This window comes from Gordonia sp. NPDC003950 (assembly GCF_053605205.1).
The window spans coordinates 129,673-144,337 of record NZ_JBSGIT010000003.1 but is presented as its reverse complement, the minus strand read 5'-3'; the positions used below and the strand labels follow the sequence as shown (position 1 = coordinate 144,337).

Genomic DNA, 14,665 nt, shown 5'->3' with positions numbered 1-14,665 from the left:
TGTTCACTGCTCCGGAGCCGAACCCGGCGAGCGAAACGCGTGTGCCAAGTGTCCGCGGTGATCGCCGGCCCGGAACTGCGCCGCCAACTCCAGCGCCGCCCGCGCCACCTCGACCGCCGCATCCCGATGGCCGGTGCCCGCGGCCGCCGCCGACATCGCCGCCAACCGCGCCCGATCACCGAGCAACGCCGGGATCTCCCGTTCCACCCACTCGGTGGTGAGATCGTCGTTGTCGACCAGGATTCCCCCACCGGCCTCGACCACCGGGAGAGCGTTGAGTCGCTGCTCACCGTTGCCGTGCGGGAGCGGCACGTACACCGCGGGCAGCCCGGTGGCCGACACCTCGGCCACCGTCATCGCCCCCGACCGGCAGATCGCCAGGTCGGCGGCGGCATACGCCAGATCCATCCGCTTGAGATAGCCGACACCCTGATACGGCGGTGCGCCCGCCGGGGTCGCCGGATCGATCGAATTCTTGGGTCCGTAGGCGTGCAGCACGCCGATGCCGGCACTGCCCAACGCCCCGGCGGCAGCCTCGACCGCCTTGTTGAGCTGTTGGGCTCCCTGCGACCCACCGAACACCAGAAGTGTCGGTGCCTCCTCGTTGAGACCGAAGTAGTGCCGGGCCTTGGCCCGCAACGCGGCCCGGTCGAGTTCGGCGATCTGGCCCCGGACCGGGATTCCGACGACGCAGGCGTTCTCCAGCCCGGACCCGTCGACCGCGGCGAGCACCACATCGGCGAAGCGGGCGCCGACCTTGTTCGCGATACCGGCCGACGCGTTGGCCTCGTGAATGACGATCGGCAGTCTCTTCTTGGCACGCAGATGGGTCTGCGCCGCGAGGTACGCCGGGATCGACACATACCCGCCGAATCCGACGACGACGTCGGCCTGGACCGAGGCGAGCACCTTGCGTGCCGCGGCCACCGACCGGGCCAGCCGCGCCGGCGTCTTGGCCAACTCCAGGCCGGGCTTGCGGGGCAACGGCACCGGCGGGATCAGGGCCAGCTCGTACCCGCGGTCGGGGACCAGGGTGGTCTCCAGGCCCCGGCGGGTACCGAGCGCGGTGATCCGGGCCCGCGGATCGAGCCGCCGGACGGCATCGGCCACCGCCAGCGCCGGCTCGATGTGTCCGGCGGTGCCGCCACCGGCCACCACCACCGACAGCGGGCGACCGCTGCCATCCGCCTGCTCAGGCGACTCCATCGCTTCCTCTCCGTGTGAGCCGAGGTCCGGCTCGTCGTCCGAGTGCATCACTGCACGTCATGCGGGCCGCGCCCCACCACGGTTCGCCGCGGCACCGGTCACCGAGGACGGTTCGCCCCGGCCCGATTCATGCCGGGGCACACCCGGCCCGCGCCTCGCCCGGGTCATCGGGTCCGGTCACCGTCGGGCTGGGCGACCGTTGTGCCCCCGCGGCTCCGACCTCATCGGCGCACCCGCATATCGCGTTCTCGACGGGCCACCACCGGCGCGGGTGGCGCCGGGCGTCGGTGCGCCACGATACCGAGCAGGAGAATACCTGCCGGGCGACGTCGGCGGCGCAGCCGGTGACGGTGCCATCGGTGACGCGTCACCGCGCCCGCCGGGCCACACGCGTCGCCAGCCCGATCGGGCCGGTTCGGCCGGTCCGGCGGTCGTCGGTCGCCCTCGGCGTGCCGGCGCGGCCCCGGATCGTCGGCCGTCGAGGCGGTCACGCAGCACCTCCGCCCGGGACGGCTGGTAGGCCACCGGCCTGGGCAGACGGAACAACCGGCCGAAGCGACGGGTGGGCGGCGAGGACAGCGCCACGACCGCCTCGGGTTCGTGGCGGGCCGCATTCGCCAACAACCCGAGCATCGCGAGCACCGTCAGCGTCGACGTGCCACCGGCCGACAACAGCGGCAACTGGATACCGGTCACCGGCAGCAGCCCGATCACGTAGCCGATGTTGATCAACGCCTGAGCGGTGATCAACACGGTGATGGTGGCGGTCATCAGACGCAGGAACGGGTCGGTGCAGCGATGCGCGATCCGGAAACCGACGAACGCCAGGATGACGAACAGCATCACCACCAGCAGCCCGCCGATCAGGCCGAGTTCCTCACCGATGATCGCGAAGATGAAGTCGTTGTGGGCGTTCGGCAGGTAGTTCCACTTGGCCCGGCTCTGACCGAGACCGACCCCGAAGACGCCGCCGTTGGCCAGGGCGTAGGTGGCCTGGCGCGCCTGGTAACCGGCGCCCTGCGGGTCGTCAATGCCGCCGAGGAAGCTCATCACGCGCTGCGATCGGTAACCCTCGACCAGGGCCAGCAGGATGGCGATGGCGATGCCGGTGACCGCGAAGGCACTGAACACCTTGATCGGCAGGCCGGCGAACCACAGCAGGGTGCCGACGATGATGGCGATCGTGATGGTGGTCGACAGGTTGGGTTCGAGGATGATCAGCAGACAGATCAGCACACCGACCGGCAACAGTGGTATCAGCAGCTCGCGCAACGGTGCATGTTCCCGGCGGCGCGAAGCCAACAGATGGGCCCCCCACACGCACAGCGCCACCTTGACCAGTTCCGACGGCTGAACCGACAACCCCGAGATCACGAACCAACGCCGCGCACCCTGGCTCAGCGTGCCGATCCCGGGGATCAGCACGAGCGCCAGCAGGATGGTGGTGACGATCATCAACGGTGCCGCGACACGACGCAGCAACCGCACCGGCAGGCGCAACGTGAAGTAGAAGACGACCAGGCCCAACAGCGCGAACACCACCTGGGTCGCGAAGAGCCCGTAGGCCGAGCCGTCCTGCGAGTATCCCTCGACCGACGATGCCGAGAGCACCATCACCAGTCCGAACACGGTCAGCAGCAATGCCAGCGTGAGGACCAGGTGATACGACGCCAACGGTCGGCCGAGCAGGCTCCGCACACCCTCGCCAATGGTGCCGACGACCGAGCTCAGCGACCCGGTCACCGTCGTCGGGGATTTCGCGTTCCGGGCACGCGCGGATCGGCCGGACTTCTTCGCCGCGCCCCCCGAACCCGCCCGGGCATCCCGGTCCTGATCGGTCGTGTCCCGGTCGGCCCCGTCCCGCTTACCCGGCGTGGACTCGTCGGCCGCAGGGTCCGCGGGCACCGTGTCGTCCGGAGACGACGTCGGTGCCTTCGACTTCTCGGCGGGTCCTGCCTTCGACGCGGCGCCGGTATCTGTGCCGGTGTCGGTCCGCGGGGTCATGGGCGCGTCGGCTCGTGGGTACCGGCTGTCGGTGCCGATCCGGCCAAGGACCGGGCCGCCACGGCAAACGCGTCACCGCGCCGTCCGTAGCCGGCGAACATGTCCAGCGACGCCGCGGCCGGTGCGAGCAGAATCGCCTCGGGCCTGGCGGCTGCGCTATCACGGGGCCTATCGGCTGCGCTATCACGGGGCCTATCGGCCAGGGCCCAGGCGACCTCGACGGCCCGGTCCATCACCGCGACGGCGGCGTCGGACGGGGTCGCCGGTCGAGAGGTCGGGGCCCCGGGAAGGTCGGATGCCGTGGGCAGATCGAATCCCGCGGGAAGGGAGAACTCGCGCTGTACCGTCACGCAGCCATCGTCCCCTGTGAACACTGTGACTGTTGGGACTTCTGGGGCGTGTCGCGCGATAGCCTCGACGATCAGATCCCGATCCTGACCGATCACGACGACCCCGTCGAGGCGGGAGCCGACAGCGGTGAGCATCTCCGCCAGGGAGGCCCCCTTCAGCAGTCCCCCGGCGATCAGGACCACGCGCCGGTGCGCGGCGACCGCGGCCTGTGCGGCATGCGGATTGGTTGCCTTGGAGTCGTCGACGAAGTCGATACCCGCGCGGGTGGCCACGACCTCGCCGCGGTGCGCGGCGGGCCGGAAAGCGCCAAGAGCAGCGCCAATGGACGCCGCGTCGACTCCGATGGCCCGCGCCAGCGCCGCCGCCGCCAATGCATCGGACTGTCCGGACGGCCCGGGCGGCGCGATGGTCGCGACGTCGGCGAGCACGACCCCGTCATCGCCGGGGACGTCGCCCTCGAGCGCGAAGGCCCGGTCGATCAGGTGTCCGTCCCGGATGCCCAGCTCACCGGGCCGCGGCTCGGCGAGCGTGAATCCGACCCTTCGGCCGGACACCGGCATGCTCGCGGCAACCGCGTTGTCGAGGCCGACCACGCCGACCGTCCCGTGCAAGGCGATCTGCTTGGCCTGCGCGTAGGCGTCGAACGATCCGTGCCAATCGAGATGATCGTCGGCGACGTTGAGCACCACCCCGGCCGCCGGTGCGATCGACGGCGCCCAGTGCAGTTGAAACGACGACAACTCGGCGCAGAGCACCTCCACGGGGCGCTCGGCGCGCATCGCGTCGAGTACCGGCAACCCGATGTTGCCGCAGGCGGCCGCGCCTCGACCGGAGGCGGCCACGATCTCGGTGAGCATCGAGGTGGTGGTGGTTTTGCCGTTGGTGCCGGTCACCACGAGCCAGGTCCGCGACGGTCCGTAGATCTGCGCGGCGTCCAGACGCCACGCGAGTTCGACCTCACCCCAGACGGGAACACCGGCGGCCAGCGCGGCTGCGGGCACCGCATGGGTGGGTGCGAACCCGGGCGAGACCACAACGAGATCGGTTCGTGCAGTCCAGTCGGCGTCGGCGAGCAGAGCAGTGATCGAGATCAGTGTGGCGCCACGCTCGACGATCGCCGCGGCCCCGGCAATCGGGGGGTCGGCGGTCGGGGCGTCGCCGGTCGGGGTGTCCACATCGTCGCGAACCCGGTCGTCGGCGATCCGTACCCGTGCGCCGAGGGCGAGAAGGTGATCGGCCGCCGACATCCCGGCGGTCCCGCCACCGGCGACGACCACCGATCGTCCCGGCAACCACGTCGCCGGATCATCGAGGTCATCCGCGCGCGGCGCGTCGGCGTCTGCGTGGTCACTCATCGGGTCCGCCTCAGCCACTGACCGTGAGGAACTCGCCGTAGAACAGCGACAGCCCCAACGCGCAGGCGATCGCGGTCAGCAGCCAGAACCGGATGATGACCGTGGTCTCGGCCCACCCCCCGAGTTCGAAATGGTGATGGAACGGCGCCATCCGGAACACCCGCCGTCCGGTCGTGCGGAAGAACGCGATCTGGATGACGACCGACACGATCTCGGCGACGAACAATGCTCCGATGACCACCGCGAGGAGTTCGGTGCGTGTGGTGATCGACAGGCCGGCCAGCATGCCACCGAGGGCCAACGACCCGGTGTCACCCATGAAGATCTTGGCGGGCGCGGCATTCCACCAGAGGAATCCCAGGCAGGCGCCACCCCCGGCGACCGCGATCAACGCCAGATCCAGCGGATCACGCACGTTGTAGCAGCCCTTGGGGATGTCGTTGGCCGGCTTGGCGCCGCCGGAGCAGGCGTTGACGAACTGGAAGAAGGCGACGAGCACATACGAGCCCAGCACCATGGCCATCGATCCGGCGGCCAACCCGTCGAGTCCGTCGGTGAAGTTCACCGCATTCGACCACGCGGCCACCACCAGCCACACGAAGATCACGAAGGCCACCGAGACCATCGAGATGACGTCGATGTCCCGCACGTAGGACAGGTACGGTCCCGCCGGCGTCAGACCGGCGTCGTTGCGGAACTGCAGGACCAGGACGCCGAACAAGATCGCCGCGATGAACTGCCCGATCGACTTGGCGGTCTTGTTGAGACCGAGATTGCGGTGTTTGTGGATCTTGATGAAGTCGTCGAGGAATCCGACGATACCCAGGGCGGTCGCCAAGCCCAGGACGAGCAGACCGGAGGCACTGGGCCCGGCGTCGGAGTCCATGAAGACCCCGGCGAGGTGGGCGCCGAAGTAGCCGGCCCACAGCGCGATCAGGATCGCGACACCGCCCATCGACGGGGTGCCGCGTTTGGTCTGGTGGCTCTTGGGGCCCTCGACGCGGATCTCCTGCCCGAAGCCCTGGCGCGAGAAGAGTCGGATCAGCAACGGGGTGAGCATGATCGACACCGCCACCGCGATCGCACCCGCGATGAGGATCTGGGTCACCTGACGGACCTCGCCTTCATTCGTTGTTCGTTACCGTTCATCGGACTCGTCCGAATCATCTTGTGCCGCACGGATGGTGACCTCGTGGCCGAGATCTCGCCAGCGCTGCGCCACGGTCTCGGGGGACAGCTCGGGGACGGCCAGCAGCACGGTGTCACCGGCGTGTGGTGTCCACGCCTGTTCGGCGACGACGAGGTCGAGGGCCTCCTCGACGTCCTCGGCCAATCGCGCCTCGTCACCCCACGACCCTTCCATCACCGCACCCTGGTGCAGCGCCCGCACGGCCCGGGACGAGGCACCGACACACAGCACCTTGTCGACTGCCAGCCGGACGGCCTGCCGCCCGAGGAGGTCATGCTCGACGACGTGCTCATTCGCCGAGCGCACCGGACCGTCGGCCTCGTCGGTGCGCAGCTCGCCGAGGATCGCCCACGTGCGTTCGGCGTCGGCCCGGTCCGGTTGCACCCCGGGCGGGGCACCGCGCGACACGCGTCGGGCGCCGTCGGCCGACTCGACGAGGGTACGCAACAACCTGGCGACGTCGCGGGTCCGCGCCGATGTCGGCGCGGCGAGAATCGTGATCACCTCACTCACCGGGCACCCCCGGTGCTGCGGCCGCCACGGCGGCCAGGGCCTCGGCGACGACCACACGGTCATCGAAGGGGTGCTTGACCCCGTTGATCTCCTGGCCCACCTCGTGGCCCTTGCCGGCCACCAGCACGATGTCACCGGGCCGGGCCCAGCCGATCGCCGCCTCGATCGCGGCCCGGCGGTCGCCGATCTCCCGTTCCTGCGCCCCCGCGGGCCGCTCATCGGAGGGCACCTCGGCCAGGCCCGCAAGCATCGCCGACCGGATCGTCGCCGGATCCTCGGTCCGGGGATTGTCGTCGGTGATGATCACCAGATCGGCGCCACGTGCGGCGACGGCACCCATCACCGGGCGTTTGCCGTGATCGCGGTCCCCGCCCGCGCCGACGACCACCGCAATACGGCCGGTGGCCTGCCCACGCAGCGTCGACAGCACCGCCTCGAGGGCGCCGGGCTTGTGGGCGTAGTCGACGATCGCGAGGAAGGGCTGCCCGGCGTCGACTCGTTCGAGGCGCCCCGGCACCGACACCGACCGCATCGCCTTCGCGGCCTGCGAGGCGCTGACCCCCGCGGCCACGGCCACCGCGACCGCGAGGGCGGCGTTGGCGACGTTGTAGCGACCCGGCAGCGGCACGCTGACCTCGGTGGCGATCCGCCCGGGACCGCGTAGTTCGACGCGTTGGGAACCGTCGGCGTCCACCGTCGACGGACCGGCATGCCAGGACGCCGGGACGTCGGTGGTGGCCACGGTGATCGGGGCGCTCGGCGCACCGGCCGCGGCGACCTCGGCCATCCGCCGTCCCCAGTCGTCGTCGACGCAGATCACCGACCGCACCGCGCGCACCGACGAACCGGAGGCGAACAGTCGTGCCTTCGCCTCGAAGTAGGCGCGCATCGTCGGATGGAAGTCGAGGTGGTCCTGCGAGAGGTTGGTGAAGGCACCGACCGCGAAGTGTGCCCCGTCGACGCGCCCGAGGGCCAGGGCATGGCTCGAGACCTCCATCACGACGGCGTCGACGCCACGTTCGACCATCGCCGCCAGCAGACCCTGCAGATTCGGCGCCTCGGGGGTGGTCAGTGAGCTGGGAACGGCGACACCGTCGACCCGTGTCTCGACGGTGCCGATCAGCCCGACGGAGTGTCCGGCGGCGAGCAACGCCGCCTCGACCATGTAGGAGGTGGTCGTCTTACCCGAGGTGCCGGTGATACCGATGAGCTTCAGCCGCTGCGACGGATTCCCGTAGACCCGTGAACTCACCGCGCCGAGCACGCTGCGCGGATCGTGGGCGACCAGGACCGCGTAGGTGGCCTCGGCGGGCGCCGAGCGGGCGATCTCGGCCCGTCCGGCGGCGTCGGTGAGCACCGCGGTGGCGCCACGCTCGATCGCCTCGGCGACGAATTGCGCACCGTGCGCCCGCGCGCCGGGGAGTGCCGCGAACAGATCACCGGGCTCGACGTCCTGTGCGCGCAGGCAGACCCCGGTGACGGCGGTCGATCCGGTGGCCGCGCCCACGAGGTCCAGGCGGGCGCCGGTGGACGCCGACAACACATTCACCTCGGTGGGTTCCACGTGACGCGGGCGACTCAGATCTGCCGCGCCACGGGTAGCCGACCGGCGACGGGAGGCGGACTCGCGACGAGATGCCATGGCGATAGATCCTCTCCTCTCCCCCTGCGGATGTCTCCGGCCGACCGATGACGGCCGCGGCGGGAGATGAACGCACTCACGATACCGTCAGGCATCGCCGTGTCCCGGGCGGGTCGCACGGCGTTGGTCAAACTGTTTGCGGGAGCCGTCGACGACGCGCCCGGCCGGTCAGGATGCCTGCAGAACCAACCTCGGGGTGGGCTGCGCGGACTGCGGAACGCGGTCGTGCTGCAGGATCCACGAGGCGATCGTGCCGAACAGCGGTGCCGCCGACTGGCCCCCGCTGCCGTCGGAACTGCGCCGCGGGTTGTCCAGCATGATCCCGACGACGAAGCGCGGATTGTCGGCCGGGGCGATGCCGGCGAAGGTGATGTTGTAGCTGGAGTTCGAGTAGCAGCCGCACGACGGGTCGACCTGCTGGGCGGTACCGGTCTTGCCGGACAGCTGATAGCCGGCGACGGCGCCCTTGGCCCCGGTACCGCTCTGCACGCCCATCGGGTCGTCCTGGAAGACGGCCCGGAACATGTCGCGCACGGTCCGCGCGGTGTCCGGCCGGACCACCTGCACACCCGCCGGCGTCGGCTCGGTCTGGGCGCCCTGCCCTTCCCGCTGCTCCGACATCAGTATCCGCGGCGGGATGCGCAACCCGTTGTTGGCGATGGCCTGATACATCCCGGTCATCTGCAGCAGCGTCATCGACAGGCCCTGACCGATCGGCAGGTTGGCGAACGAGCCACCCGACCACTGACTCAGTGCGGGCACCTCGCCACCGCTCTCGGCCGGCAGTCCGACACCGGTGAGCTTGCCGAGACCGAACCGGTTGACCATGTCGGCGAAACGTTCCTCACCGACCTGCTGGGCCAGCATCAGGGTGCCGACATTGGACGACTTCCCGAAGATCCCGGTGGTCGTGTAGGGGGCGACACCATGAGTCCAGGCATCGTTGACGGTGACCCCCGACATCCGGATACTGCCGGGAACCTGATGGACCTGATCGGGTGTGGTGAGACCGTACTCGAGGGCCGCCGACGCCGTGATGATCTTGTTCACCGAACCGGGCTCGAACGGCGAGGTGACGGCCGGATTGCCGAGATCGGCGTCGGGCTGTTCGGACAGCGGCGTCGAGGCGTTGAACGTCCCGTCGTTGGCCATCGCGAGCACCTCGCCGGTGCGAGAGTCGAGCACGACCGCCGACGCGGACTTGGCGCCGGAGAGTTGCTTGGCCTTGGACACCTCGCTCTGTACGAACCACTGGATGTCGGAGTCCAGCGTCAGTCGCACCGTCGCACCGTTGATCGCCGGGTGCACGTTGCGGGTGGACCCGGGGATGATCGCCCCGTCCGAACCGCGGTCATAGGTTCGTGAACCGTCGGTGCCGGCGAGGACGGAGTCCAGTGAGGCCTCCAACCCGATGAGGCCGTTGCCGTCGTAGTTGACGTCGCCGATCACGTTGGCCGCCAACGATCCACCGGGGTAGAGGCGGATGCTCTGCGGGTCCGCGCCGACCTCGGGGTAGTCGGCGATGATGCGGGAGGCGACCTCGGGGCTTACCGAGCGGGCGAGGTAGACGAAGGTCTCGTCGCCGGTGAGTTTCTTGCGCAGATCGTCGACGCTGATCGATCCGCCGAGCGCCTCGGAGACTCCGGTGGCGATCTGGTTCAGTCGCGTGTCGACATCGGGCAGGTCGGGGTTGTCGTGATGGGCCGCGCTGATGGCCGCGCGAACGGCCTTGGGCAGGAACGTCAGTGACCGTGCCTCGTCGGTGTAGGCCAGCGGCCGACCGTTGCGGTCGAGGATCGCGCCTCGCTTGGCGGTGAGCACCTGGGTGTACTCACGTTGCTGCGCGGCCTGCGCGGACAGTTCCGGCGCTTCGATGGTGTGCACCACCACCATCCGGATCGCGACGGCGATCACCGCGAGCAGCACCACCACACCGGCGATCCGGCTGCGGAGCACGAATGTCTCGGGACGCTTACCCGGACGCTTGGAACCGCGGGGCGGCTTTGGCGGGGTGACGCCGGCACCGCCCCTGCCGGAGGCAGGTCGTCCGGGTGCGGCGGGCGCGGTCGCACGTGTCGTCATGGTTGTCAATTGTCCACCGCGCTAACGGTTCTCCCCGGAATTTCCGCCCGGCGGGTTGCCGGTCGACGGCGCCGCGGAGGCCGGCGCGGAGGTGGGCAGCACGTTCGGCGCAGGTGCGCTGGGCGTTTGGCCCGATTCGACCGAACCACTCGGCATCGACGACGGGGCGGGTGTGGTGTTCGGTGCCGTCGTCGGAGTTGCCGGGGTGGATGGCGCCGGGGTGGATGCGGTGGGGGTCGTCGGGGCGCTCGTGGTCGCGGTGGTCGCCGCCGAACCCGACAGGCCGACCGAGTCGTCAACCTTGTTGGGATCGATCTGTGCGGTCGGGTTCGGTCGCGGATCCGGGTTGATGGTGCCCATGCGGGTGCCGGTGGCCGGGGTCGGATCACCGATGATCCGCACCTTGCCGTCCGGACCGAGCACCATGCGCGCCGGGTTCTGTGCGGGTACCAGACCGAGCGCAGATGCCTTGTCGGACAACTCCGGTGCCGAGTTGCCCGATTCGAAGGTGCGCTTGAGCGCGTCGGCGTGGTCGGCCAACGCCTGATTCTCGTTGCGCGCCAGACCGATTTCGTAGGAGTCCTGCGCAGCCATCGTCGACAGCCACAGACTCGTACCCAGACCCAGTGCGAGCAACAGCAGCACCGGAACGACGAAGGGAACCCGGGACAGCCGCTGCGAGAGCGTGATTCGGCGATTCCCCACGCCACCCGCGGCGGCCTGCAGCCGTGCCGCACGTGCCACGTCGGCGTCGTCGGCGGCGCGTCGTCTGCTGTGGCGATCGATTGCGCGTTGGGCGGCCCGTGACCGCGTCGGACGGTCCGCGTCCGCACCGCTCCGGCGCCGCCGTGAGTTGCCGGACGACCTCTCGCGCACTGCGTCGACGTCGACGTCGTCCATCAGGGTCATGACGTCACCTCCTCGGCGATTCGCTCGATCGCTCGAACCCGTACCGGGGCCGAACGCGGATTACTCTCGAGTTCCGCATCGTCGGCGCGTTCCGCTCCGCGCGTGACGAGCCGGAAACGTGGTGCGGTTCCGGGCAATTCGACCGGGAGTCCGCGCGGTGAGGTGGACGTGGTGCGAAGTGCGAACTCCCGCTTGACAATCTTGTCCTCGAGCGACTGATAACTCATCACCACCACGCGTCCACCGACCCGGAGCGCCGCCAGTGCCGCCGGCAGTGCGTGGCGCAGAGCGTCGAGTTCGTGATTGACCTCGATCCGCAACGCCTGAAAGGTGCGTTTGGCCGGGTGCCCACCGGTTCGCCGGGTGGCTGCCGGGATGGTGGCGTAGAGCAACTCGACGAGTCGTCCGCTGGTGGTGAACGGTTCGCGTTCACGTTCGCGCAGCACCGCCGAGGCGATCTTTCCGGCGAAGCGTTCCTCGCCGTATTCCGAGAGGACCCTGGCGAGTTCGCCGTGTGAATAGGTGTTGAGGACGTCGGCGGCGGTGGGCCCGTCGGCGAGGGTCATCCGCATGTCCAGCGGGGCGTCGATGGCGTAGGCGAATCCCCGTTCGGCCTGGTCGAGTTGCATCGACGACACCCCGAGATCGAACAACGCGGCATCGATCCGGTCGACGCCCGCCGCGGACAGGACCGCGGGGATCTCGTCGAAACGGGCCTGGTGCAACGAGATCCGGTCGCCGAATGCGGACAGCCGATCGCCCGCGATGGCAAGCGCAGAGGAATCACGATCGATGCCGATCACCCGGGTATCGGGAAATTCGGTGAGAACGAGTTCGCTGTGACCTCCGGCGCCGAGCGTGGCATCGACGAAGATCGGTTGTGCCACAGTGGCATCGGAGAGCGCCGGCGCCGTCAGTTCGATGATGCGCCGAGCCATCACCGGGATGTGACCATGCTCGCCGGAGCGACGATTCGTGGCGGTTGCGCCGCTCTCGTCGTCATCCTGCGATGTCACCGTCGTGCCCCTTCGCGTGCGCCGGCCACGCCACCCGCGCAGGGCGATGTGGTCGGAATCGTTTCCTCGGCTACGGCGGCCACCGATGGTGCGGGGTCTCGTCCCGGTCGCGCACCTGGCGTTGGGGAAGTACGCCAGGGTCGGACCGGGACGAGGCCTCGAACCATCCGAAGCCCGGTGCATCTGTCCGGCACCCATGTTCTCGGCTACAGCACCGCGCTCAGCGATGAGGAGTTCGCCGCCGAGAAGTTCTCCTCGTGTTGGTTCTGGTAGTCACGCCATGCCTGCGCGTCCCAGATCTCCAGATGATCGAAACTGCCGATCACCACGCATTCCTTGGACAGTCCCGCGTACTGCCGATGCTCGGCCGCCAGGGTGATCCGGCCCTGGCCGTCGGGGCGTTGCTCGTCGGTGCTGGCGAAGAAGTACCGCTGGAATGCGCGCGCTTCGGGATCGTTACGCGACGCCTCCATCGTCCTCTCCGCGATCGCATCGAACTCTTCGGCTCGATACACCGACAGGCTGTGGTCCTGGCCTCGTGTGACCATCACCCCTCCTGCCAATGCGTCGCGAAACTTCGCGGGCAACGTGAGTCGCCCCTTGTCATCCAATTTGGGCGTGTAGGTACCGACAAATCGCACGGACACGTCGGCACCTCCCGCCCACTGGGTCCGACTCTCCGGTTCGCCTCACCCAGTGACGCCCACAGTACCCCACTTTCCACCACTTTCCACCCCCCCGTCCCCACCACCGCCCCACTCTTCGATATATCCGCAGGTCAAAAGCCATTTTCAGAACGCGACACACGGCGCGGCGCGGCGTCCGCGCCGGTCCCCGGCACCCGAATCGTGTGAATGGAGGTACGAAAAGTACCTACTGAGGCGCGATCGGGCGCCCAGTGGGGCGTGGTGGGGAGTCCGGTGGGGCACAGTGGGGCACCGGGTGGGGCGCGGTGGGGACGCGAGTGGAGCGCGGTGGGGACGCGGGTGGAAACCCGGTGATTTACGTGAGCGCCGGTGGGATGCGCGTGGTTTCGGGGAGGACCGACGCGACGGAGACGGCCGGTGAGCAACCGCGGGCCATCGGGCGGGAATCAACGGGTCCGTCCGGCCGGCAGGGTGAGCACACCGGGCTTGAGTACATACGACGAGTCACACGACGACGGCGGCGCACAAGATGTGCGCCGCCGTCGACGGATACAGCTGTGGACCGCAGGGGTCCGGAATCAGGTCAGGGCGTCACTCGCCGTGCTCGAAGCGGCGGTTGAACCGGTCCTCCATGCGCGCGGTGAACTTGCGCTTGGGCGCGGATTGTTTGCCACCGCGGCCGCCGGCCGAGTCGTTCGATCCGCCGGACGATGTGCCCGGCTTGCCGCCACCCCACAACGCCAGGAGTGCGGCGCCGAACATCACCAGGAATCCGACGAGGGACAGGATCGGGAACCCACCAACCGTGAGACCGGTGATCGGTCCCAGCACCAGCAGAACCAGTCCGAGGACGAAAACGACCGCCGCTTGAATGCGACGACGACCTGACGACCGTCCGAGACGGCGACGTGTGACGCTGGACGCGAACTTCGGGTCCTCCGCGTACAGAGCGCTTTCGATCTCTTCGAGCATCCGCTGCTCGTGCTCTGAGAGTGGCACCGACCCTCCTTACCTGTTACCGACGAGTGCGTTGCCGCGATCTTCGACGATGACGTGTCTCGCGGCGTTTCTTTCATGATACGAGGTGATTCGGGCGGCGACCACCATAACCGCCCCCGTTGGATCGAATTCATGTCTTCCGACCCCATCGATCGACCGATCCGCTCAGGCCGGATGGGCCAGGGACGGCTCGGCAGAGGGTCGACCACCTCGTTCATAGGCCATGACCAGCGTCTCGACGGCGTCGAGAAACTCCAGCACCCGTCGATGGGTTTCGGCGCCGACGTCCGCATTCACCGTGCGCTCGATCCCGGCTTCGATATTCATCCGAAGAGAGGATCGGGCGGCGAAAAAGTCGGCGTAGAAATCCAGTTCCGGCATCACGATCGCGAGCCTGCTCCAGGCGTTCGTCGGGAGTCCGCGGGTGGATCGGCGTGAGGACTCCCCGATCGCGATCGCCGCTCCGGCGGCACGCAGGGCGGCGAGGTAGAGCTGGCGGAAGCGTTCGGCGTCATCGGTGACCGCGATGGCGTTGTCGAGGAGCAGATCGGCGCGCGACAGCAGGTCACGTGCCCGACCCACCACGATCGGGTTCACCGCCGTTGCGGACTGTGCGCGACGTGCCATCGTGATCCCCTTCCTGCCGTTGTGCCCCACCGCTCTGTGCTCGACCGCACCTGCGCGGTCGGCAGCGTGTGTTCGCGTACCGTTCAACACGGCCCGGTGGCAGACGCTTCCCTCGTCCACCACCG

General features: G+C 69.1%; 12 protein-coding genes. All 12 read right to left on the bottom strand.

What is annotated here, in order from left to right; genetic code table 11:
* Window positions 1-3: 3 nt before the first annotated feature.
* The 12 genes from murG to ACWETB_RS03665 all read right to left on the bottom strand — a co-directional run bounded on the left by murG (window position 4) and on the right by ACWETB_RS03665 (window position 14,540).
* Window positions 4-1,206, bottom strand: coding sequence for an undecaprenyldiphospho-muramoylpentapeptide beta-N-acetylglucosaminyltransferase (gene murG / locus ACWETB_RS03720; protein WP_452209352.1), 1,203 nt, complete (start codon window positions 1,204-1,206; stop codon window positions 4-6).
* A 177-nt stretch (window positions 1,207-1,383) separates the two neighbouring features.
* Complete coding sequence (gene ftsW, locus ACWETB_RS03715; RefSeq protein WP_449743896.1) at window positions 1,384-3,210, bottom strand: putative lipid II flippase FtsW; 1,827 nt, start codon at window positions 3,208-3,210, stop codon at window positions 1,384-1,386.
* On the bottom strand, window positions 3,207-4,916 hold the full coding sequence (gene murD, locus ACWETB_RS03710) for a UDP-N-acetylmuramoyl-L-alanine--D-glutamate ligase (RefSeq protein ID WP_452209350.1): 1,710 nt from the start codon (window positions 4,914-4,916) through the stop codon (window positions 3,207-3,209). The genes ftsW and murD overlap by 4 nt, the downstream gene beginning before the upstream one ends.
* Window positions 4,917-4,926: 10 nt before the next feature.
* Complete coding sequence (mraY, locus tag ACWETB_RS03705; RefSeq protein ID WP_348804087.1) at window positions 4,927-6,024, bottom strand: phospho-N-acetylmuramoyl-pentapeptide-transferase; 1,098 nt, start codon at window positions 6,022-6,024, stop codon at window positions 4,927-4,929.
* 30 nt (window positions 6,025-6,054) lie between these two features.
* The gene (locus ACWETB_RS03700; protein WP_449743894.1) at window positions 6,055-6,618 is read right to left on the bottom strand and encodes a UDP-N-acetylmuramoyl-tripeptide--D-alanyl-D-alanine ligase; all 564 of its coding nucleotides are present in this window, start codon (window positions 6,616-6,618) and stop codon (window positions 6,055-6,057) included.
* A complete protein-coding gene (locus ACWETB_RS03695) occupies window positions 6,611-8,260 on the bottom strand; it encodes a UDP-N-acetylmuramoyl-L-alanyl-D-glutamate--2,6-diaminopimelate ligase (RefSeq protein WP_452209347.1) in 1,650 nt (549 codons plus the stop codon). Before ACWETB_RS03695 ends, ACWETB_RS03700 begins: the two co-directional genes overlap by 8 nt.
* Window positions 8,261-8,428: 168 nt before the next feature.
* The gene (locus ACWETB_RS03690; RefSeq protein WP_452209345.1) at window positions 8,429-10,342 is read right to left on the bottom strand and encodes a peptidoglycan D,D-transpeptidase FtsI family protein; all 1,914 of its coding nucleotides are present in this window, start codon (window positions 10,340-10,342) and stop codon (window positions 8,429-8,431) included.
* Window positions 10,343-10,363: 21 nt separating this feature from the next.
* Entirely contained in the window at window positions 10,364-11,251 is an 888-nt protein-coding gene (locus ACWETB_RS03685; RefSeq protein WP_449743891.1) for a hypothetical protein, read from the bottom strand.
* Entirely contained in the window at window positions 11,248-12,189 is a 942-nt protein-coding gene (gene rsmH, locus ACWETB_RS03680) for a 16S rRNA (cytosine(1402)-N(4))-methyltransferase RsmH (RefSeq protein ID WP_449744010.1), read from the bottom strand. The genes ACWETB_RS03685 and rsmH overlap by 4 nt, the downstream gene beginning before the upstream one ends.
* A gap of 284 nt (window positions 12,190-12,473) precedes the next feature.
* The gene (gene mraZ, locus ACWETB_RS03675) at window positions 12,474-12,914 is read right to left on the bottom strand and encodes a division/cell wall cluster transcriptional repressor MraZ (RefSeq protein WP_348804093.1); all 441 of its coding nucleotides are present in this window, start codon (window positions 12,912-12,914) and stop codon (window positions 12,474-12,476) included.
* A gap of 591 nt (window positions 12,915-13,505) precedes the next feature.
* The gene (locus tag ACWETB_RS03670; protein WP_452209343.1) at window positions 13,506-13,913 is read right to left on the bottom strand and encodes a DUF3040 domain-containing protein; all 408 of its coding nucleotides are present in this window, start codon (window positions 13,911-13,913) and stop codon (window positions 13,506-13,508) included.
* A gap of 165 nt (window positions 13,914-14,078) precedes the next feature.
* Window positions 14,079-14,540: an SAV_6107 family HEPN domain-containing protein gene (locus ACWETB_RS03665; protein ID WP_449743697.1), complete on the bottom strand. Its 462-nt coding sequence runs from the start codon at window positions 14,538-14,540 to the stop codon at window positions 14,079-14,081.
* Window positions 14,541-14,665 lie beyond the last annotated feature (125 nt).